This is a genomic window from Trichocoleus sp. FACHB-591, from assembly GCF_014695845.1.
Lineage (GTDB): Bacteria > Cyanobacteriota > Cyanobacteriia > FACHB-46 > FACHB-46 > Trichocoleus.
On the sequence record NZ_JACJPA010000102.1, the window covers coordinates 175,255 to 197,634 of the forward strand.

General features: G+C 51.3%; 16 protein-coding genes. 12 read left to right on the forward strand and 4 right to left on the reverse strand.

Annotation, left to right across the window (positions count from 1 at the left end):
- Positions 1-382: 382 nt before the first annotated feature.
- From H6F90_RS20820 to H6F90_RS20850, 7 genes are all read left to right on the forward strand, one after another.
- Complete coding sequence (locus H6F90_RS20820; protein WP_190554151.1) at positions 383-3,223, forward strand: carbohydrate porin; 2,841 nt, start codon at positions 383-385, stop codon at positions 3,221-3,223.
- A complete protein-coding gene (locus tag H6F90_RS20825; protein WP_190554152.1) occupies positions 3,220-5,559 on the forward strand; it encodes a tetratricopeptide repeat protein in 2,340 nt (779 codons plus the stop codon). Before H6F90_RS20820 ends, H6F90_RS20825 begins: the two co-directional genes overlap by 4 nt.
- A gap of 25 nt (positions 5,560-5,584) precedes the next feature.
- Positions 5,585-6,946 carry a glycosyl hydrolase family 8 gene (locus H6F90_RS20830; protein WP_242024563.1) on the forward strand — a complete coding sequence of 454 codons (1,362 nt, stop codon included), beginning with the start codon at positions 5,585-5,587 and terminating at the stop codon, positions 6,944-6,946.
- Between the two features lie 27 nt (positions 6,947-6,973).
- Positions 6,974-9,547, forward strand: coding sequence for a cellulose biosynthesis cyclic di-GMP-binding regulatory protein BcsB (locus tag H6F90_RS20835; RefSeq protein ID WP_190554153.1), 2,574 nt, complete (start codon positions 6,974-6,976; stop codon positions 9,545-9,547).
- A complete protein-coding gene (gene bcsA / locus H6F90_RS20840; protein WP_190554154.1) occupies positions 9,548-12,139 on the forward strand; it encodes a UDP-forming cellulose synthase catalytic subunit in 2,592 nt (863 codons plus the stop codon).
- A gap of 183 nt (positions 12,140-12,322) precedes the next feature.
- Positions 12,323-12,814: a hypothetical protein gene (locus H6F90_RS20845; protein WP_190554155.1), complete on the forward strand. Its 492-nt coding sequence runs from the start codon at positions 12,323-12,325 to the stop codon at positions 12,812-12,814.
- Positions 12,815-12,868: 54 nt separating this feature from the next.
- Positions 12,869-13,264: a metal-sensitive transcriptional regulator gene (locus H6F90_RS20850; RefSeq protein ID WP_242016733.1), complete on the forward strand. Its 396-nt coding sequence runs from the start codon at positions 12,869-12,871 to the stop codon at positions 13,262-13,264.
- On the opposite strand, the gene H6F90_RS20855 is transcribed toward H6F90_RS20850, so the two are convergent.
- Together H6F90_RS20855 and H6F90_RS20860 are read right to left on the reverse strand one after the other, a co-directional pair.
- Positions 13,232-14,059, reverse strand: a complete 828-nt coding sequence (locus H6F90_RS20855) for a glycoside hydrolase family protein (RefSeq protein WP_370588059.1) — start codon at positions 14,057-14,059, stop codon at positions 13,232-13,234. The two genes, H6F90_RS20850 and H6F90_RS20855, sit on opposite strands and share 33 nt — an antisense overlap.
- Positions 14,060-14,719, reverse strand: a complete 660-nt coding sequence (locus tag H6F90_RS20860) for an SDR family oxidoreductase (protein WP_190554156.1) — start codon at positions 14,717-14,719, stop codon at positions 14,060-14,062.
- A gap of 593 nt (positions 14,720-15,312) precedes the next feature.
- Between H6F90_RS20860 and H6F90_RS20865 the strand changes: the two genes are divergently transcribed.
- Positions 15,313-16,041 carry a DUF1997 domain-containing protein gene (locus H6F90_RS20865; RefSeq protein WP_190554157.1) on the forward strand — a complete coding sequence of 243 codons (729 nt, stop codon included), beginning with the start codon at positions 15,313-15,315 and terminating at the stop codon, positions 16,039-16,041.
- Positions 16,042-16,144: 103 nt separating this feature from the next.
- Here H6F90_RS20865 and H6F90_RS20870 read toward each other — a convergent pair whose 3' ends face one another.
- The gene (locus H6F90_RS20870; protein ID WP_190431441.1) at positions 16,145-16,615 is read right to left on the reverse strand and encodes a DUF4079 domain-containing protein; all 471 of its coding nucleotides are present in this window, start codon (positions 16,613-16,615) and stop codon (positions 16,145-16,147) included.
- A 188-nt stretch (positions 16,616-16,803) separates the two neighbouring features.
- On the opposite strand from H6F90_RS20870, the gene H6F90_RS20875 reads away from it, so the two are divergent.
- The gene (locus tag H6F90_RS20875) at positions 16,804-18,279 is read left to right on the forward strand and encodes an ankyrin repeat domain-containing protein (RefSeq protein ID WP_190554158.1); all 1,476 of its coding nucleotides are present in this window, start codon (positions 16,804-16,806) and stop codon (positions 18,277-18,279) included.
- Between the two features lie 67 nt (positions 18,280-18,346).
- Here H6F90_RS20875 and purH read toward each other — a convergent pair whose 3' ends face one another.
- Positions 18,347-19,909, reverse strand: a complete 1,563-nt coding sequence (gene purH / locus H6F90_RS20880) for a bifunctional phosphoribosylaminoimidazolecarboxamide formyltransferase/IMP cyclohydrolase (RefSeq protein WP_190554159.1) — start codon at positions 19,907-19,909, stop codon at positions 18,347-18,349.
- A 135-nt stretch (positions 19,910-20,044) separates the two neighbouring features.
- On the opposite strand from purH, the gene H6F90_RS20885 reads away from it, so the two are divergent.
- From H6F90_RS20885 to coaBC, 3 genes are all read left to right on the forward strand, one after another.
- Positions 20,045-20,710, forward strand: a complete 666-nt coding sequence (locus H6F90_RS20885) for an alpha/beta hydrolase (RefSeq protein WP_190554160.1) — start codon at positions 20,045-20,047, stop codon at positions 20,708-20,710.
- 90 nt (positions 20,711-20,800) lie between these two features.
- Positions 20,801-21,013: a DUF2555 domain-containing protein gene (locus H6F90_RS20890; RefSeq protein ID WP_190431449.1), complete on the forward strand. Its 213-nt coding sequence runs from the start codon at positions 20,801-20,803 to the stop codon at positions 21,011-21,013.
- A 66-nt stretch (positions 21,014-21,079) separates the two neighbouring features.
- Positions 21,080-22,342, forward strand: a complete 1,263-nt coding sequence (gene coaBC, locus H6F90_RS20895; protein ID WP_370588060.1) for a bifunctional phosphopantothenoylcysteine decarboxylase/phosphopantothenate--cysteine ligase CoaBC — start codon at positions 21,080-21,082, stop codon at positions 22,340-22,342.
- Positions 22,343-22,380: the final 38 nt, after the last annotated feature.

Below are 22,380 nucleotides of genomic sequence, written 5' to 3' on the forward strand. Positions count from 1 at the left end.
TGAACTGAATTAGAACAGAATCAAATAGTGATTCATGAAGATTTTCTTGGTCAGGACAATATTTTAATCTTCTAGTTCTTGTGTAAAAACTTAGTGAATTCACTGGCTTTTTTGACACAATAACTTGGAGATATTGTATTTCCTTAAGTTAGATTGTCTGACGCTAATTCAAGTCAGGGTGCTTAGTAAAGAGTTTGATTCTAATAATATTTAGATTGAACGCATTCAAACACTAGCGATGTATTTGCATACAAGTAAAACTTTATTGTTCCAATGACCGCCGCTTCTGCTAAAGTTTTCAGCAGTCTAAATGTTTTTCGGTAGTCTTAGCTTCCATATTCACTAGACCGCATCAGACAGCACAATAGGTGTGAGCCATATCATGCTTGATTCTCGTTGGTCTATCTTCCGTAGCTATTTACTCTCGCTTAGAGTCCTAGCATCTGGCTCAATCTCATTGCTTCTTTTCACCGGGCTAACTCAGGTAAAGCCTAGCTGGGCAAATTCTCCTCGTCCGTCGGAATTAACGCCTCAACCCAGTTCTCGTCAGGCCCCAGCCACTCAGAGTCCAAGTTCCGAAACAAAGCTCAGAAATAAAAAGGCCACACCTCAGGCTCGCTCTACATTGGCTGCGGCAGCGATCGCCCCTCTTAATACTCCCCAAAACCTGTCTAATACTGAAACGGATCTAGTCCGTCAAATCGCTGGTTCTAGGTCAGAAGTGCTGGCTAAGCAGGTGGAAACGGCAATACCCAGCTTCATCGATCCGCAGCGATCGCCGTCTTTAGGATCTGACGTTACGACTCCATCTAAGTCGGTTAACCCGCAGCGATCGCGATCGGATCAATCTTCATCTATTACGACTAAAAGCACGACCAAAACCTCTGGGGTTAAACCGTCCCAGACATCCCCAATCAAGACGGCTGACAATTACTGGCAGATGAATGGTGCAGGCTTAGGTGTCCCTGGACAATATAGTCCTGGAGTCTGTGCGGGGAATTGCAATGGTTGGCCGCAGCCTGTAGGGCAGCGTAGCGATCCCAACGGACAACCCCTGCTAGTACCAACCCCCTTGCCTACGGTTCGCCCCGAGACGCCAAGTGCTAGTTTTTCGCCTCAGCAACTGCCTTGGATGTCTGGAGGGCCTGTAGCGGCTCCCAGTTGGGGCGGCGTCAATGGTAATGCTTACCCTTATCCCTATCCGGTCGGGCAACTACCTCCGGCTCAGCTAGCACCAATGGCGCCTCCTGGGTGGCATCCTTATGGTTGGAATCCCAATGGTAATCTCTACCCGATGGGTCAGCCTATGCCTGCTCCCATGCCAACCTTGATGGTTCCAGGGGCAGGTGGTCCTACTGGACCTGATAGCTCCAATAATGTCTATTTCTACAATCGGTACGCTCCTTCGCCACAGCCTACTGCCGCACCTGTAGCGCCTGCCTCCGTTCCTAATTTGACTGCGCCATCAACATATCCAAATTTCTATAATGGTGTACCCAATTCCCCAAACAATTTCTATAATGGTGCGCCGAATTATCCCGGTAGTTTCTATAGTCCAAATCCGGTTTACCCCACTAACACTTATAGTCCTCAAGCTCCTAGTTATCCCAACAATTATCCCAGTAATATTTATAACAATGTTCCTGGTTATCCCAGTAATTATCCCAACCCTGCTTTAGGGTATCCCGGTAATTCTTATCCGCCTAATTCTTACCCACCTAATTCTTACCCGCCTAATTCTTATCCAACTGCACCTGGTTATCCCAGTAGTTCTTATAGTCCTGTACCGAACTATCTCAGTAATTATCCCAACCCTGCTTTAGGGTATCCCGGTAATTCTTATCCGCCTAATTCTTACCCACCTAATTCTTATCCAACTGCATTTCCAACTGCCCCGAATTATCCGAGCAATCCATCTAGTCCTGCGCCGAATTATCCCGGCAATGGTGCTAATCCTACGCCCATGTATCCCGGTAGCGTTTATAACGCTGCACCTAACTACCCTGGAAGCCCCTACTCCGGTGCTCCTGCTGCGCCATATGGTGCTCCTAGCCCTTATGGTGCTGGGTATCCAACGGGGCAGCCGACCGCTTTTCCGCAGTTCCAAAATACGCCCACACCAACAGCTCCTCAAAGCACAACAGCTCCCCCAAGCAATTCACCAGGTAATGTAGCCCCTGCTGCTGCTTTAGAAACTCGGCCAGAAACTTCCTCTAAGCCACTTTTGCGGAGTACGGCTTTGAGCGAACCTTCTGTGCAGCTGCAAGGTGTATATCTCTATCAGGCGGATGAATCATCCGCTAGAGCTCGCTTGTCAGCGGCTTATCCTTTAACACCCAATATTCTGTTTGGTGGGGCGCTGGATTTGACGACAGGGCAGGGGTTGGTCGATTCGCAGCAAGAGGGCCTGAGTCTGAATGAGTTGTTTGTCGCTACTTCTCCGCGAGATTTGCCGAACTTGCGGTTTGTTGTAGGGCAATTAGACCTAACCTCTTATTTCGATCGCAACAGTTTTGCCAAGGATGGCGCGAGCCACTTCTTTAACCCAGTATTTCAGACTAACTCCGCGCTGACCGCAACCGGGATTGGTTCTCGGCCTAGTGCTTTAGTGAACTGGGCTTTAACTGACAACATCGAAGCTAGATTTGCGGCGTTTTCCTCGGCGCGGAGCATTGGGGATTTCAGCTTAGATGGCTTTGCGGGCGAACTGGGATTCCGTTACGGCAACGCCATCATTCGCGGTACCTACAGCACAGGGCGAGAAACTGGGGCAGGAGACGGCTTCAGAGAAATTTTTCAAGTGAATCGAGGGGATGGATTGAGTGGACCCCAGCGAGGCGATCGCGAGGAAGGCTTTGGCATCAACGCAGAGGTCTTTATTCCCAGCCTCAACATGGGTTTGTTTGGTCGCTACGGCCAGTACAACAACCGGGGTCTTGACGAACAAGGCAACACCTACAACGTCGGACTTACCGTTTTAGATGTATTTGCCCCTGACGATCGCTTGGGCCTAGCCTATGGTCGCCAACTGTCTAATGCGGCTTTACGAAGACAGCTGGGCGATCGCAACCCAGATGTTCTGGAACTCTATTACGATTTTCGCTTTTTGCCTAACTTGCGGCTAGGCTTTACCTTACAGGAACTAAATGGTTTCTCGGAGACGATCGCAGGATTCCGGCTCAAGACCGAATTTGATGTCACACCGAAGGGCAGGCTGCAATGAACCAACGGCATGACACCTGGAAAAACACCCGCAAACCAGTGAAGTTTAGGCGCTTGGGATGGTCTTGCTTGCTCGCCGTGGGGTTGAGTGGTGGTTTGCTGGTAGACCTGTGGCCCTGGGAAATTCCGGCGGTGCAAGCGCAGACGGTGCCTGCTTCAGTTCGACAAGCTTATACCTTGTTGAATCGCGGCTTGGTCAATGATGCGATCGCGGCTTTTCAGCGGGCTATTCGCAGTTACCCACAATCGATAGAAGCCAAGTTGGGATTGGCGATCGCCTATCGGCGGGCAGGACAAGACGCCAATGCCTTCCAGGCTTATGGGCGCGTGTTGGAACAAGACCCAAACAACCGTTTGGCGCTCAAAACGTTGGGGTTTCTAGGAGGCTACCGAGCGGAATGGCAAGACCAAGGCATTATTGCTTTAACCACCTTGCTGAACTTAGAACCCAACGACCTAGAAGCGCGGGGACAGCGGGCGCTCTTACTGGGCTACCGAGGGCGCTTTGCAGAGTCTTTGGCTGACTACCAGATTGTTTTACAAAACAATCCCACCCCGGATGTGATTCTAGGGGCGGCACAAATTTATACTTACACGGGAAATGCTCAGCAAGGGTTAGAGCTGTTCAACCGCTACCGTGCTTCCGGCAAAACGATCACCGGGAATGCCGCAGTGGCCTATGCTCGGGCCTTGAGGGAAACGGGCAATCCTGCGCAAGCGATCGCCATTTTGCAAGCGCAACTACAAGCATCCAGTCGGTTAGACGACACGGCGATTCAAGCTCGCTCGGAACTATCTCAAGCTTATTTAGCTAACCAGCAACCTGCTGAAGCGCTAGCAGTTTTAGATCCACTCCGTGGTCGTCCTGAAGCAGCATTGCCTTTGGCGAGGGCACTCAATGAGTTAGGGAGCAAAGCCAATGCTCCGACCCTGACCCAAGAGGCAGCAGCCCTCTACCGTCAGGAACTCCAGCGCCAAACCAATCCTACGCCTACGTTGGTGCAAGAAGTTGCCGATGTGCTCAGCGGTATACCTGCCGAGCAACCTTATGCGCTGCAACTGTATCGCCAACTGACGCAGCAGCAGCCCAATAATCAAATTTTGGCGCTGAAGCAATTGGCCTTGGAGAGCCAGTTGGGAGTAATTTCTAGAGCTGAGCTGCGACAACGACTACGAACGGTTTTGCAACCCTTGCCGACCAATCCTGTAGAGCTACAACAGTTAGCTCAAGCGCTCTCAGCCGTGGAACCAGAGCCAGAACTGTTCCCGGTGTACCAAACGTTGCTGCAAGCGGGCGTCAACGCTCCTTTTCTGAACTTCCGCATCGCCCAGCTCTTGATTCAGCAGAACAATCTGCCAGCGGCGAGAAGTGCCTTGGCTGCCTATGCTAATACAGCGGCAGGAGCACAGGACCGAGCTTCGGAACTACTTTTGGCTGAGATCGAGCGGCGGGAAGGCAACTTGGAAGCCAGCGCCCAGCGTTATCAAGCAATTCTGGCTAGTAACCCCAGCGATCGCGACATTATCAACAATGCCTTGCAAGGCTTGGCAAGTGTGCGCCAAACGCAGGGACGCACGGATGAATCACTGGCAATTTATAACCAATTAGTAGCCCTGAATCCGCAAAATTTGGAAATTCAACTGGGCCGAGCGGCTTTGGCTTATCAGGCTCAACGGATTTCTTTAGCTGAGGCGGAAGCAGTGTTGAATACTTGGCTGCAAACCCGCCCCCCCACCGACACGCCTCCGGAATTGGTGACTCTGGTGGGAGTACTACCCCCGGACCCTCGCCGCGAACCGCTTTACAATGCGCTGCTGCAACTGGACCCGAATAATTCTGCTTTGCAGTTACGCTCGATTCAGGTGATTGCCGCTCGGAGTCCTGCCCAAGCCAGAGCGATCGCGGCCCAACTGGTAGCCCGCAATCCCAATAATCCGAGTGCTTACCAGCTGCAAGGGCAGGTAGCCCAGGCATTAGGAGATTTGGACCAAGCCAGTGATGCCTACCAACGGCTTTTGCAAATCCAACCGAACAATGTTGAAGCACTATCTGCATTAGGCGGGGTGCGATTCCAGCAGCGTCGGTTTGGGGCGGCAGAGCAGTTGTATTCGCAAGTGCTGGCGTTCAATCCGACAGATGTGGGGGCACAGCGATCGCTGGCTGAATTGATGGCGGCTCAAGGCATGCCCCTCACCGCTTTGCAGCAACTGGAACAACTTCAGGTACAGCAAGCGACGACTGGAACCCCGGATAGTAGCTTGTCTCGGAGGGTGCAGCAGATCAAAGAAGACTTGTTGAGACAGCGAGGGTTTCAACCACCGTGGGAGCGTTACTAACTGCTAAATGGATGGTGTTGTCACCATGCGGTTCAATTTTGTGCGTTTAGCTTTACTACCTTGTGCAGGGCCAGTTGAGATGTTACGGTACCCCAAAACTAAGCGACAAACAGGCTCGTGGTCATGGTGGCGTAGGGCAGCAGTGGCAGTTAGTCTGAGTGGCATGATGGGACTACTCGGATGTTCTAAATTTTCTAGCGACGCCAGACAATCTCCACCCGCTACCCCGCCAGCCACTACAGCGCCTACTCCCAGTCCAGACCCGACTGTAATCAGCTCAGCAACAGCAGCGCCAACTCAACAACTGTTGCAGCAAAGTTGGACCGCCTATCGACAACGTTTTATTCAAGCGGATGGGCGGGTGATTGACCGGGAAGCAGGCGATCGCTCCACGTCCGAAGGGCAAGCCTACGCCATGCTGCGAGCGGTGTTGAGTGATGACCCCAGCACCTTTGCCAAAACCTTGCAGTGGTCAGAAAACAATTTGCAACGCCAAGCTAATGGCAAACGTACCGACCAGCTCTGGGTTTGGAAGTGGGGCCGTAATGAACAAGGCCCAAATGAACCCGCAAGATGGGGAGCGATCGACCCAAATTTTGCCAGTGATGCCGATGTCGATGCCATTACCGCTCTGATTTTGGCATCCCGGCGTTGGCAGAAACCAGAGTATCTGAAGTTAGCCCAAGCCAAATTGCAAGACTTGTGGCGATTCTCCACCGTGGTCGCTGGTGGGCAGCGCTATTTGCTGCCAGGGCCAGCCGCAGCTTTTCAGCAGCAGACCGTGATTCAACTGAATCCGTCCTACTTTGCGCCTTATGCGTTTCGGCTCTTTGCTCAAGTCGATCCCAAGCACGATTGGTTGAGCTTGGTGGACAGTAGTTATCAAGCTCTGGAAAACTCAGCCACGCTATCAGCTGTTGGTTTGCCGAGCGATTGGGTAGCGGTGGACACAACCACAGGAGAATTTCAACCGTTACCGCTCTCTGGGCCGCTGAAAAGCCAATACAGTTTTGACGCTTACCGCGTCTGGTGGCGGGTCGCTTGGGACGCGGAGTTATTCGACTCCGCACCTGCAAAAGCATATCTGCAAAAGCATTTAGGATTTCTGCAAAAACAATGGCGATCGCAACAAAAAATCCCCGCCACTTTTGATCTTTCAGGTGCACCGACCGTGAGTTACGAAGCCACTGCTCAATATGCCATGTTGTATCCTGCTTGGCGACTGCTCGACCCGGCGATCGCCACCGAGCTTTGGCAGCGAAAGTTGCAGCCCCAGTACCGCAATGGTTTTTGGGATAACAACTCCGCTTATTATGTGCAAAACCTCGCTTGGTTAGGCTTGCTACCGCCCGACACCATTTCTCCCCAACTGTTGCAACCTCGTTAAAGCCCCACCCGCTAAACTTACCCATCCATGCAACGCATCTTCCGGCACTTACTTTCATCTTCCCGCCGCCAGTCCCGCCCAGGGAGCCGCCAACAGCGCCCCGTGATCTGGCTCTTGTTACTCACCTTTGCGGGCACAGCGATCGGGGTGACGGCAAGCTTAGCCGTAGCCCAACAGAACGATCGCGATATTACCCAAGACGAAAACCAGGTGATCGAGGAGCTGACGCTGCCAGAACCGCCGCCGCAAGCTCCGGTGTACCAGCCTGCACCTGAGCCTGCACCCTACGAACCTGCGCCGGAACCTGCACCAGAACCCGCACCTGCGGAAGCTCCAGCTCCCAGAGAACCAGCGGCGATTGAACCTGACCCTGAGCCTGCTGCTCCCCCAGCCGCCACTGCACCAGAACCTGCCAGCTCTCCTACCTCACCAGGAGCTAGTCCAAGTCCTAGCTCTACCTCGGATGCTGTCGCTGCCCGAGGCCCGACCGTTCCTTACGTTCTAGAGTTCAACCGCAGCCCAGTCGTAGGTAATCGCTTGCGGTTACAAGGGGTGTTTGCCGACGCTCGCTTAGGATTTACCCGTCCCCGCACTTGGAATTTGCGTTCTGCCAAGGTACTGGTGCGGTTCCAACACTCACCCGCCCTTTTAGCCAACCGTTCTAACTTAACCGTTCGAGTAAATGGAACGAGCGTTGGCAGTGTACCGCTGAACCGGAAGCAGTCCGAAATCGGTCAGGTTCTGTTGAATGTGCCGCCCAACTTAATTCAAGACTTTAATGAAGTGACGCTGGTGGCACAGCAGAACAACTCAGCCACCTGTACTGATCCTGCCGACCCCACCTTATGGACGGAAGTCTTACCTGATTCCAAGCTGATCTTTAACTATCAGCCCAAACCCGTCAAACTCGACTTTACCCGATACCCCTATCCTTTCTTCGACGACCTCAGCCTGGACCCAAATCGAGTCACCTATCTGTTACCCAACCAAGTCAATAGTGCTTGGTTGACCTCGGCGGCTCGCTTCCAGGCCGCCCTAGGACGCTTGGCAGAGTTTCGACCGCTAGAAACTCGGTTAGTGAAAAACCTCAATCAGGCAAAAGCAGACGAGCGCTTGGTGGTGATTGGTACCCCTGAGGAGCAACCGGCGCTGAAGTCGCTCAAGTTACCACTGGCGATCGCTGACAACCAAGTGCTAGACGCTAGCCGCAACCCATTGCCAGCAGAGTCAGGCATTTTGATGCTGGCCACCACCCGCAACAATGGCATTCCGGTTTTGATTGCCACAGGCAATGGGCCAGAAGGCGTTAACAAAGCGGTGCAGTTTTTGGTGCAGTCGAAGGACCGCCAGATTGGTACAGGTTATTACCTAGTCGTGAATAGCGTGACCCCAGTGCCCACACCGCCTCTGAGGCAATGGCCCGGTTATTTGCCTGAGAAAAACTCCTTCAAACTGCGTGAGCTCAATAACGCTGAGAACGAACCTTTTGAAGATGTTACGGTGCGGGGTGCTTATGCGCCGCCTGTAGAGGTAAATTTCCGAGCCTTGCCAGATGACCAGTTCACTCGTGGCAGTTCAATGAACTTGGTGTATAGCTACGGCCCGCAGGTGAATCCTCGACTCTCGACGGTGGAAGTACGACTCGATGGTGCCCCAATTGGCGGTAAGCGCCTGACCTCCGAGCAGGGAGCAGCTAGGGATACCTTAAACGTCAATCTTCCGGCTGAGTTAGTCAAACCGGATTCCAAAATTCAGGTAGCCTTCAACCTCAGTCCGCGTGAACCTGCTAACTGTGGCCGAATCAACGACCAGCAACTCTGGGGGAAAGTCCATGCTGACACCAACTTTAAACTCAAGCGCCAAAATGTCGTCCAAATTCCTGACCTGAAGTTGCTGTCTACGGGGTATCCCTTTGCTGCACCTCAAGACCTCTCCACGACAGCAATCGTGGTTCCAGAAACACCATCCGTCACCGACTTGAGCACATTGTTAGAGTTTAGCGAGCGCTTAGGTCGCCTCAGCCAAGCCGACACGGTGAAAATAGAGGCTTACACCCAAGACGCTCTCACGACAGAAGTGAAGCAACGACAAAACTTAGTCGGAATTGGTGTGCGATCGCAGTTCCCCTTCCCCGAAGCGTTTCAAGAAAATGGCTTTGCCCTAAAAAATGTGTTTTCTCGCAAATGGAATCAAAGCCAGATTCAAGCCTTGCCAGATTCGGAAGGGGTAATCAAAGAAGTGATTTCTCCTTGGAACGACGATCGCGTCCTGCTGGCTTTGAGCGCACAAACAGAGGCAGGCTTACAGCAAGTGCAAAATTTGCTGAACCAAGACCCATTGTTCTTCCAGCTCAATGGCGATACGGTCCTGATTAGTGCCAATCAAGCAAGTGCTTCGGGCTACGATCCAGATGCTTACAATTTGGAGTTTCTCCAGCAAAGTTCTCAGCGACGGCTGGACAACAGCAATCCTTTCAGTAAAGTTTCGCGCTTTTTGCAAGACCATTGGTTCGTGCTGCCGACGGGGATCGTTGTGTTTGCTTTGGGTCTCTACGGTATCACTCAGCTCTATCTCAAGCGTGTAGAAAAGCAGGATAAATAAATGGCCAATCCCTCTCCCCCGTTACGGCCAGATCCACCGCCCTTAGCGACTGGAGCGACAAGGCGATCGCCTCTAGACACACTAACCGATTGGTTGGTGAACCTGGTTCCCAGTTGGTTCGATCGCGCCTTGCAATCGCTTAACCGCCGCCAACTTTGGTTGTTAGCTTTACTCGTGCTCGTGCTCTCCCTACCCTTGGTGACTACACCGCTGAAGGTTTGGCAGCAAGGCGTGATTGCAGGGCTACTAGTGCTGATGGGTTGGTTGATTGTGCGCATTGAGCAGCAACGCAACGACCCGCAAACTAGCGAATATCTGCATTTGTTCTTGGTGTGGCTTAGTACAGTGACGACGGCTCGCTACCTGTACTATCGCACCGCTTACACTTTCAACTTTGACGGTTGGCTCAACGGCTTTTTTTGCATCCTCCTGTACGGGGCAGAGCTATACGCGATCATCACGCTTTTTTTGGCTTACTTCCAAACTCTGAAGATCAGGGAGCGCCAACCCATTGACCTCTCTACCATTCCCAGCGATCGCTTGTTTAAGGTGGATGTTTATATTCCCACCTATAACGAAGATGTAGAGATTGTCCGCAAAACGGCCTTGGGAGCTTTAGCGATCGATTATCCTGCTGACAAAAAGCGGGTCTATATCTTAGATGATGGTCGAGCTGAGAAATATAAGGATAGACGAGAGTCTCTCCGCCAGATGTGTGAGGAACTTGGCTGCACCTTGCTGACTCGTGACAACAACGACCACGCCAAGGCAGGCAACATTAATACGGCCTTTAAACGCACTGATGGCGACTTGGTCTTGATTTTGGATTGTGACCACATTCCTGCTCGACCCATTCTCCAAACGACGGTGGGCTTCTTTTACGATTCCAAGGTGGCGTTTGTCCAGACGCCGCACTGGTTCTATAACCCAGACCCGTTTGAGCGCAACTTGCTGACTCGCGGCAAAGTGCCTGTGGGCAACGAACTCTTTTATAAAGTGCTGCAAAAAGGGAATGACTTTTGGAATGCAGCCTTTTTCTGCGGTTCGGCTGCGGTGATTCGCAAAGACTATGCCCTGCAAATTGGCGGAATTGCTACAGAAACAGTTACGGAAGACTGCCACACCGCTTTTCGGCTCCACTCCTTGGGCTATAAGTCGGTGTATTACGACCAAATTATGGTGGCAGGTCTAGCCCCAGAGAAATTCTCTTCTTACATTGGTCAACAAGTGCGTTGGGCTAGAGGCATGGCCCAAATTTTGCGCCTAGAAAATCCTCTGCTCAACCGCAAGCTCAACCTGACTATTCCGCAGCGGATTTGCTATTTTTCGGCGACTTCGCACTTCTTCTTCGGCTTTCCGCGTTTGATGTACGCGATCGCTCCCACCCTTTTCCTGCTATTTGGCATCAATCCGATCCGGGGTTTAGGGCTTGAGACCTTAGCCTACGCCCTGCCACATATTCTCTTGTCGATGTACGCCAACTTCATCACCTATAAGAATGTGCGGTTCTCGTTCTGGAACGAGATTTACGAATTCGCCATGTCGTTCTACGCCGGAGCCGTGACTCTGATGGCGTTGATCAATCCTAGAATGGGGTCTTTCAACGTTACCGACAAAGGGTTATCCGTCACCAAACGAGACTTTGATTGGGAATCCGCCCGTCCCTTGGTAGTAGTGGCGGTTCTGGTTGCTCTGTCGGTGCTATCCGTGCCCTTCTGGTTGATTCTGAGGCCAGAAGATAGCGAAGCTGTGTTGGTGAACATGCTGTGGGGCATCTTCAACCTAGTGTTGATTGTGGCGGCAATTTTGGTTTCATTTGAACAGCCGCAATTACGACGAACCCACCGTCTCAACCGCAAGCTAACCGCAGTCATCTATGGCCCTGACCAAACCTGGAGAGGCAAAACTGAAGATGTCAGTGAGTCCGGGGCTAGAATTGTGCTCGATTCTTGGCCAAACTTACCAGACGAGATCGAGTTAGAACTCGTGGGTGACTATGGAGCCCGAGCGTTTCTCAAAGCGCGGATTGTGCGAGGAGTGCCGCTGAACGATGCCCAAACCATTTTAGTCGCTGACTTTATCAACCCTACCCAGTCAGAGCTGGATGCCTTGGCGATCGTGCTCTACTCGGATGTGCGCGAGTGGTATTCCCAAAACCGTACCGAAGTAGATGACCCCTTGGATTCTCTCCGCTTTATTGCGACCAGCTTGACTCGCTCTTTCCAAGAAGCAAAGCCTATTCAGGGGCAAAAGGTGCGCAAGCGCATTCAAACTCCTGCCCAGTTATATTGGGAAGGCCATTTTTATGCGGCTATGGCAACTGAGATGGGAGTACGCAGCCTGCGGCTAGAATTTCACGAACCAATTGATGCTTTAGAGCAACTTCGGCAAAGCCAGCCCGTCGTCGGCGTGTTGCTAGAGGATGGTCATCCTTTACCCAAGCGTTTGTTGGCAGTAGTGCAAACAATAGAGCCATTAGCCAATCCTGGTAATGGAGATGCAGCATCGAGTACTGCGATCGAATTGCGCTTCCCAGAGCAATTGCAAGAACGCCAAGAAGGTCGAATCAAGCAACTTCTGGCAACGCTCTAGCCAAAAACCCCTCAAGGGTTTGTGAGAGGTGCACCCCCTGAGGGTACGCCTCTCCCGGAGCTAACTGATCTTTCGTTCTTACGAAAGTCGTACAGGTGAGCGATCGCGAATAGTAAGATGCTTCCACGTTGGGCTTTAGTTTGGGCTTTATCCTGTGAGATATGACCGGGGAAAATTAAGGTGATGTTGTTTAGTCAGCAAAACGAGCAGAGCAGCCGGAATCCACTGGCCGCATTACTCAGACAAGCAAAATTTTTAAGTGTGGCGATCGCGCTGAGCTTGGCCGTTTTCCTGTGGGGTTGCGACGACCTAACTGCCGCCAATCTTCCAACACCAGCGGAAACGGTTGCCTTTGAACAAAGCTTAGCTCAGCACCTCCAGCAGACAGGAGCCAAAATGTATGGCGCTTACTGGTGCCCTCATTGTGCTGATCAAAAAGCTTTGTTTGGGCCTGCCGTAGCTACCGTGCCTTATGTAGAATGTGACCCAAAAGGCGAAAAACCCCAGCCAGACTTGTGTCAAGCTAAACAGATTGAAGGTTATCCTACCTGGGAGATTGGCGATCATCTTTATTCGGGTACGCGATCGCTCTTAGAACTCGCTGCCTTATCAGGTTACAAAGCCCCAGCTGTCAATAACCCAAGTGCAGAAGTCAGTTCTCAAACTTCCCCTTGAGATGAGCACCCTAAGTTAGAATGAAGCATACCTCTGCTGTCCTGGTTGAGCGCAATGACTAAATCTGAGCCACATCCAAATGAAATGTTGTCCTCACCAAGGACAAACCATCTAACCTTCGAGGATGTAGCTCATGGCGATCATTCCCACGCTGTGGATGGCGTAGCCGATCATCCTCATGTCCACAGTGAAGAATCGCTACGGCGCATTGTCAACCGCCTTTCTCGCATTGAAGGTCATGTTCGTGGCATCAAAGTCATGGTGCAAGAGAGTCGTCCCTGCCCAGATGTATTAGTACAACTGGCTGCAGTTCGGGGAGCAGTAGACCGAGTGGCGCGGATGATTTTAGATGAGCACTTAACTCAGTGTGTTGCCCGTGCTGCTTTAGAAGGCAATATTGAAGTCGAAATTGAAGAGCTAAAAGCTGCCTTGGATCGATTCTTGCCCTAGCTGTTGGCTTAATAGGTTCCAATCAGACCAATGCATAATCGGTCGGGCTTCCGTGTGACGGGAAGCTCTCTCGGCTTCAAGCTCTTCTTGAAGTACCTTTTGGTAGATCTCTGGGAGCGCCCCTGTCATTTGATTATCCTCGATGCCATAGCCCAAGCTCGTCCAAGTACCTGATAACAATTCTAAAACTGGGTTGATCTCACCCGCCCTTAATAAGGTTGGAATATCGACGCCCCAAGCTTGGGGATCTCGGAGCCAAGCATAAACTACCTCGTCTTGATACTGAGGCTCAAAGCTATAGGTTTCCCAAAACAGGAAGCGCGTGGAATTGGGGTGATATAAACGCGCTTTTTCTGCCCAGGTGGTCGTGAGAAATTGATAGCGACCTGCTGCCGTTGTGCAGTTGCCTTTGTTCGGTCCGTTGACGATCTTAATACAGAGATCGGGATGCTCAGTGAAGTCGGAAATGTGTTGTCCGCCATAGAGCACCGTATAAGGAGAGGCATCGTTCGACTCGCTAGCCGAAATAGTTCGCATCAAGGCCCGAACGTAGGGATCGCCTCCCGGCATGACTAAAGGCGGTAATTCGCTAGTAATTTGAGACTGCTCTGGCAAAGGCGATCGCGTAGGCCAATGCGAAAGAGCCAGTAAGAGACCCACCAGCGCAAGGCAAGTACCGATAAACCTTTGTAAGGCTTTAGTTCTACGGTTTTGGCGTCTGCTTTGCCGAGTGAAGGCTGGAGCGGGACGACGAGTACGACGTGGCGATCGCCGAATAGTATTACTTTCGTTCAATTAAGCCACACTGGTAAACAGTTCCTCGACGGGTCTGGCTGGAGCCTTTGCCTCAGCAATCACTTCCACAATCTGGTTGCGAGCTGTCGGTTGAAATAGCGCTTCAACACAAACTTGAGCAACCTGAGTACGGGGAATACTGCCGTCAAACAAAGTGTCAGCCTGGCTCAGCACCACTGCATTGGTTCCTTCTGCCTCGGTCAAACCGCCGGGTCGCACAATCGTATAAGTGAGACCGCTTTGTTGCAGATACTGCTCTGCCTGCTTTTTCCAAACCAAAATCAGGCCGAACAAGTTCAAGAAGTGGAAGAGCCGTGACACACAAAGGGAAGAAACAAAAACAAAATGCTCAATTCCGTGAGCTTTGGCTGCATTTACCAAATTTCGAGTGCCCTCGTAGTCCACTTTATAAGGACCTGTGACATCAAAACTGGGTCTGGCACCAGTAGCACACAGCAGGACCGTGCTGTCTCCTAAAGCGGTGGTTAAGGTATCAGGTTTTAAGACATCTCCGACCACTAATTCCACTTCAGGCGGGAAGCTGTCCCGAACGGTTGCAAGATCGCGCACCAATGCCCGGACGGGAATGTTGCGCTTGAGTAGTTCTTCTACAATCCTGCGACCTGTTTTGCCTGTGGCTCCAGCTACAAACGCTTTCATTGCTGTTTCTACTTTCCTGTTAGTACGTAGATTTTCCAGCGATAGACTACCTGCATAGCGCGATCGCTTGAGGCAGACTGCTCAACGAACCTAGACGATTATAGTGGAACTTCTGCAGTCGCTTACCTTTCTATAGAATGAATTGATCCCCACGGTAAAATTGAACTTCTGGTTAGTAATTCGTGAGTAATTTGTTTGGTAATAGGAGTCAAGTTTGTTTTAGGTTGACTAGTCTGGAGCAGCGGTTGCTGGCTGATTGATCGAGATCTCACCCTAGCTGTGATGTCCTGCTTCATTAACTCAGCGTAAAGCTACTAGACTGAAAAAATACTTAATTTCATCCTAATCTGGCGCACAAATCCCGATTTCAATCCGTAACATTAAGCATGTTGAGGCGGAATAGCAGGAGCTATGCTGAGGAAACAATCATTCCGAGATTCACTCATCGCTTCCTCCGTCGAGATTGAGCCTGGAACAAAGTAGGGTTGGTTTTCCATCACTCTAAATTAAGTTCTATATAGAATGTGGAAAATCAATAGCCTGTTGAGAGTCCTAGAGTTGAGCGATGAGCAACTAGTGCAGGAACGCTTGCTATGCAGTCAAATTTCATTGAACATCAACCTGCTGATTCCGCTGAGGCAATTTTGCATCCAATGACAGGGTTTATCGAGCCGACTTATTTGAATTCAGAAGAAACCACTCAGGGCCAGACAGAGACAACTCAATTTCAGAGCCAGTTCATTGACTGCATGGAAATGTTTGCTGAGCGTGCCACCGTTGCCGAGTACATGGATTCTCATCACGGTTGGTTTCGTCGCTGTGCTCATCCTCTAAAAGTTGAAACTTTGGGTCAGAATGGTTACGCGCTCATTCTCGGTCCCTACGGTTCCTTCGGTTATCAGGTAGAGCCGAGAGTCGGCTTAGATTTGCTTCCTCAAGACCAAGGGGTTTACCGAATCAGAACGATCCCAGTGCCCGACTATGTTCCTCAAGGCTATGAAGTAGATTTTCAAGCTGCGTTGCAATTGATAGAAGTGCCAACAGAGCAAGTTGCTGAAATGGCGAAAATCAAGCGCTCAGCGATCGCCAATTTACCTCCAGTAATGACGCAAGTGGAATGGCAGTTGGATTTGGTAGTGTCGCTACAATTTCCCAAGTTTATCCATACGCTGCCAAAAAACATGATTCAAAGTACGGGCGATCGTTTGCTTTACCAAGTGGTCAAGCAGATCTCTCGTCGCCTCACTTATAAGGTGCAAGAAGATTTTCATAATGAGATTGGAGTTCCGTTTCCAAAACACTTCAAGCGGAAATCGGCTTAATTCAAAACTTAGTTCAAGCATGCAAAAGGGGCGCAACTTGCGCCCCTTCTTTTTGGTTCAATGAGCCAAAATTCTGTCTAAGTTACCAACAAAGTTGCCAAGCCTAGGTAGGATTTAAAATGCGCTGAACAATTTGCATTCCCGTAACGGCTTGCCAGCTAAAAAGTCCTAGGAGTACGAAGTTGATGGCAATGTGGGTGTAGCGAGCCCAGTCCTTGCCCTTCTGCATAAAAGGGGTGAGCGCCGCAGAAACTGCAATCATTCCAGTCATACCTAGCCCTGCTAGCAGGTGAGGTCCGACGAATAGTTTGCCGTTATTAATGTAGGTGACAGCCATACCACTTAGGGTTCCGATTACCATGACAGCCAACAACAGCGAACCAAATTGATGGTGGCGAATGTTGAACCGACCTTTGAGTAGTTCTTTTTTCTCGTCCCCTTCGGCTGTACGAGTCCGTTGCCATTGGAAGCCTAGATAGGTTGCATAAAAGGCGATCGCTAACAAAACCCACATCATTACAGGATGTAGAAAGTTGAGCCAGAATTTTGTCGATTCGGGGATCTCGAAGCTCATAAGGTGCTCAGGGGAATCAAGAATTGGCTAAGGAACTTCATAAAAGTTAGCATAATAGTCAACTCTCTATTGATAGAAAATTCACTACTTCACCAAATTAGATTTACGGGATAGTGTGGGCGGGCAAACCCCAACCAGCAAAATTAAATGGGTGAACTATTACATTTCGCACGGGGTGATGTCAAAAAATGACCGCTGCTAACAATCTTGCATTTCTTCAGGCGGTTAGACGGGGTGATGTGGGTCAAGTACAGGCTTTACTGGCATCTGGTACGAGTCCTGATGCTAAAGATAAAGATGGCACCACGGCTTTAATGTTTGCAGCTCAGAGTGGCTACACCGAAATTGTGCGGTTTCTCTTGGAGGCGGGAGCCGATGTTGATGCTGTCAGAGTGATGTTTGGTATCACGGCCCTCATGCTAGCAGCAGCCAATAACCGAGTTGATAGCGTGCAAATTTTGTTGGCCCACGGGGCAGCGGTGAATGCTCGCAATGATGACGGCAGTACGGCGCTAATGGCAGCAGCGCTGAAAGGCCATACTCATACAGTGCAACTTTTGCTCCAAGCGGGTGCAAAGCCAGATGTGCAGGACAAAGATGAGGACACGGCGCTTAATTTGGCTGTGGCTCAAGGGCATACAGCAGTTGTCCGCGCTTTGCTAGAAGTGGGGGCCAATCCCAACCAAACCAGTTATGGTGAAACTGCCCTGACTCTAGCAGCCAGCGAGAATCGGGTAGAAATTGTCAGAGTGTTGGTTGAGCACGGAGCAGCGATAGACGGTCAAACCCCAGACGGTAGAACTGCTCTGATGCAAGCGGCAGAGCTAGGCTTTGGGGGTGCGGTGCAAGCGCTGTTAGCCAAAGGTGCTAATGTCAATGTTCAGGATGGGGAGGGAGAAACAGCCCTAACTTTGGCATCTGACCAAGGACATTTGCCAGTGGTGCAAGCCTTGCTGGCGCAGGGTGCAGATGCGAATGCCAAGAACCGAGAAGGTGCTACCGCTTTAATGGCTGTGGCTGCTAGTGGAGAAATAGCGATCGCCACTGCTTTACTCAACGCAGGCGCAGATATTAATGCCAAAGATCAAGAGTCCGAAACGGCATTGAACCTAGCGGTGGTGGAGGGGCACACCGCAATGGTGGAGTTGCTGCTGAGCCGCGGTGCAGATTGTCAAATCCGCAACCGTTTAGGCGATACACCCCTCATGGTGGCAGCGATTCACGGCTACTGTGAGATTGCGATCGCGCTGCTGCGTCATGGCGCAGATGCAGCGACGAGAAACTTTGGTGAAACGGCTCTGAGCATTGCTACGATGCGAGGTCGTACGCCTGTCGTACAAGCCTTGCTCGCTTATGGTGCCGATGCCAACACTCAAGGCGACGATGGCAAAACGCCTTTAATGAAAGCTTGCGATCGCGATTACATCGATATTATGCAGGAGCTGCTGCAACAGGGAGCGGATGCCAATCTGCAAGACCAGGCGGGAGCGACAGCGCTAATGTGGGCAGCGCACCGAGGGCGAGTTGAAGCAGTCCAGATGTTGCTAAAGGCGGGAGCTGATGTCAACCTGAAGAATCGAGGTGGCTACACAGCGTTAATGCTGGCTGAATTTAATGGGTTTGATCAGGTAGCGCGATTGCTGAGACAAGCGGGAGCGGAGTGAAGCACCTAACCCCTGGCCCCTTCCCTGTCAGGGAAGGGGAAATAGAAGCAGCGTTAGAGGTGGGTGATTAGTGGAGGAAGTGGCGCACACCTGTCAGCACCATGATGATGCCTAGCTCGTTGGCTGCTTGAATTGAGTCTTGGTCGCGCATGCTGCCACCCGGTTGAGCGATCGCGACGATGCCAGCGGCGGCAGCAGTTCGCACGGAGTCATCGAAGGGGAAGAAGCCGTCACTGGCTAGGGTGGCTCCTTGAACTTTGTCGCCTGCTTGCTCTAAGGCAATTTTGACGGAACCAACGCGGTTCATTTGGCCTGCCCCCACTCCTAAAGTAGTGCGATCGCGCGTCACAACAATGGCATTGGACTTGACGTGCTTACAAACTTTCCAGGCAAACAGGAGTTCTTCTAGCTGCTCATCAGTGGGTTTGCGCTCTGTCACCACTTGCCATTGGGTAGGATCTTCAACCGCATCATCAGACGCTTGGACTAGGAAGCCTCCGGCGATCGCTTTGACGTTATCTTTCGCGCCGCTCCGTAGGTCAGGTAAGGTCAAAACCCGAACTTTTGATTTTGCTCCCAGAATTTCTTGAGCCTCCGCATCGCAACCAGGAGCAACCACACATTCCAAGAAGGTTTTGGTGAGTTCAGTCGCCGTTGCCGCATCAATCGGGCGGTTGAGAGCCACGATGCCACCAAACGCCGAAGTGGAATCGGCATTGAAGGCTTTCTGGTACGCTTCCACTAGGCTATTGCCTAAGGCAGTACCACAAGGATTGTTGTGTTTAATGATGGTGGCGGCAGCAGGACTTTGGGGATCACTAAATTCAGCAATAATCCGCCGTGCCGCTTCGAGGTCCACCAAGTTGTTGTAGCTCAGCTCTTTGCCTTGGAGCTTAGTCGCTGCGGCCCATCCAGTTGCTGTGGCTCCACTTTGGTACCAAGCCGCAGGTTGGTGCGGATTTTCGCCATAACGTAGCGGTTGCAATTGCTGACCAGAGAGAGAGAATTGTTGGGGCAGATCCGCTGATTCACCCTGAGCGGAACCGACTTGACTCAGATAAGTGGCGATCGCTTGGTCATAGGCAGCCGTATGTTGGAAAGTCTGTAAGGCGCAAGCCCGACGGAATTCTAGAGATGCTGCGCCGCTGTTTTGCCGTAACTCTTGCAAATAAGTATTGTATTGAGTGGGATCGCAGAGTACGGTCAGGTGAGCGTGGTTTTTTGCCGAGGCTCGCAACATCGCTGGCCCACCAATATCGATCTGCTCAATCGCTTCGGCTAAAGTTACCCCTGGTTTCGCGATCGTTTGCTCGAAGGGGTAGAGATTCACCACAACTAGATCGATGGGGCGAATCTGGTGCGCTTCCAAATCTGCTAAATCTTGGGGCACATCTCGCCGGGCCAAAATGCCACCATGAATCCGAGGCTGCAAGGTCTTGACGCGACCTCCCAAAATTTCGGGAAACCCCGTATAATCAGACACTTTAGTTACAGGCAGCCCAGCGTCTTTTAGTGCTTGGGCGGTGCCACCACTGCTGATCAGATCAAACTCAAATTCTTCGACTAAGCTGCGAGCGAGGTCAATGAGACCTGTTTTATCCGATGTACTCAGCAGTGCTAGACGCGCCATGACGCCGAAATCTCCCCTAGTGCACAAACAGTCAGAAAACTTGCCTTACTCAGGATAAATGGAATTTGCACCGATGCGAAATTATGATTATCCAGGCAGCGATCGCTATTTGTCGCAATTCTAAAAGGAGTCACTTTGAGTCTACAGGCCATCTCAATTCCACCCGCAACAGGTCAAGCTCCCGAAGGACTAATCGTGGTCTTACATGGTTGGGGTGCAAATGCTCAAGATGTAGCATCGTTACTGCCCCTGCTGAGTTTGTCGACTTGTCAATTTCTCTGCCCAGACGGGCCGCTGCCTCATCCTTACAACCCACCCTCTGGGCGTATGTGGTACAGCTTTGGTCAGACGCCAACCTTTCCGGTAGCAGCCGGGACTGGGTTGGAAGAAAGCCGCCAAGCCTTGACTGATTGGCTCCAATCTCTGAAAGGGCAGACAGGAGTGCCACTATCGAGAACGGTTCTGGCTGGTTTCTCCCAAGGCGGTGCGATGACATTGGATGTGGGTCTTAGCTTACCGTTGGCAGGTTTGGTTTCTTTGAGCGGTTACTGGCATCAATCATCCCAACCCAAAAGCGATGCCTTTCCACCTGTCTTTATGGCGCATGGTCTGCAAGATAACGTCGTGCCTCTCAGTGCAGCGCGAGATGCGAGGGATCGGCTCCTAGCATTAGGGGTGTCAGTGCAGTATCAAGAATTTCAGATGGGGCACGATGTTCGTCCAGAAGTGTTGCAGCTCATGCGGACGTTTGTGCTTCAAGTACTGTCACAGAATCGTGCAAAAACTTCTTATAAAGTTTGACGGGTATACTGACTGAACTCAGTAGTATAGAGGGGTACTTGGATCAAGCTATCCACTACATGCTGGTGCTGCTGACGGGAGGTGCGGGCGATGACTACGTTGAGTATTTCGAGCCGACAGATTGAAGCTTTGACTGAGTCTGATGTTGCGGATTTAGCCACACGTCTAGAGCAGGATAGCTATACCAATCCGTTTGATGGATTGAATGATTGGCATCTCCTCCGGGCGATCGCCTTTCAACGTCCTGAACTGATTGAACCTTACATGCACCTGCTGGATTTAGAGGCCTACGACGAAGCCTAGAGTTGTGATTTAGCTAAAATCAAACCTCACCCCGCCTCCGGCACCCCTCTCCTGCTAGGGGAGGGGATGGGGGAGAGGTCAATTCCAGTCAATCAATTCATGCTCAAAGGTAGACGAGTTTTAATCGGTATCAGTGGGGGCATCGCTGCCTACAAAATTTGTGAGGTAGTTTCCAACCTCGCCAAAGCAGGTGCCGAAGTCAGGGTGATTCTGACGCAGTCGGCCCAGGCATTTGTCACTCCCCTAACCTTTGCTACGCTGTCTCGTCATCCTGCTTATACCGATCAAGATTTTTGGCAGTCAGTCCACGGTCGCCCCCTCCATATTGAGTTGGGGGAATGGGCTGAAGTACTGCTATTGGCTCCCCTCACCGCCAACACTCTAGCCAAGTTGGTCTACGGTTTAGCAGACAACTTACTCACGAACACGGTTCTGGCTTCTACTTGCCCGGTTCTGCTCGCTCCAGCGATGAACACAGATATGTGGGAGCAACAGGCAGTACAACGGAACTGGCAGCAAATTCAAGCTGACTCCCGCTATCAGACCGTTGGGCCAGGAGCAGGTTTATTAGCTTGCGATCGCGTTGGGCCAGGCCGCATGGCAGAACCGGAAGAAATCTTGCCTCACTTGCTTTCCCTGTTGCACACGCGAGGCCAACGAGATTTAGCTGGCAGGCAAATTTTAATTAGTGCCGGGGGGACTCGTGAGCATCTCGACCCCGTTCGTTTTATTGGCAATCCTTCCACGGGCAAAATGGGTCTAGCTCTAGCGCAAGCAGCTCTACATCGTGGTGCTCAAGTCACCCTGGTTCATGCCCCCTTAATTGGAGTAAGGGCGAATGGCTGTTCGCCCTTACAAGGAGTGCGATCGCTCCCCGTGGTTAGTGCTGCGGAGATGCGCCGAGCTTTGCTAGAGTGCTTACCCAATGCCGATTGGATTGTGATGTCAGCAGCAGTAGCCGATGTTAAACCTGCTGAATACCACGCCGAAAAACTCCCAAAGCGATCGCTCCCTACTACCCTACCGTTGGCTTCGGTGCCTGATATTGCTGCCGAAATTGGTACGCTCAAGCAACCCCACCAGCGTTTAATTGGCTTTGCCGCGCAAACCGGAGATATTGTTACCCCTGCTTTGGATAAACTGCGACGAAAGAAATTAGATGCGATCGCAGCGAATCCAGTCGATCAACCTGATAGCGGCTTTGGTACGGATACCAATCAAGCAGTTCTGTTAGATGCTTACGGCCGTCAAGTTCCTGTGCCGCAGTGCAGCAAGCTAGAAATGGCCCACCGTCTGTTTGACTTTGTCCAAACGATTCCATTGAGTTGAAAGTTAGTTTTCCAGCGAGTAAACCTATCAGTCATAAG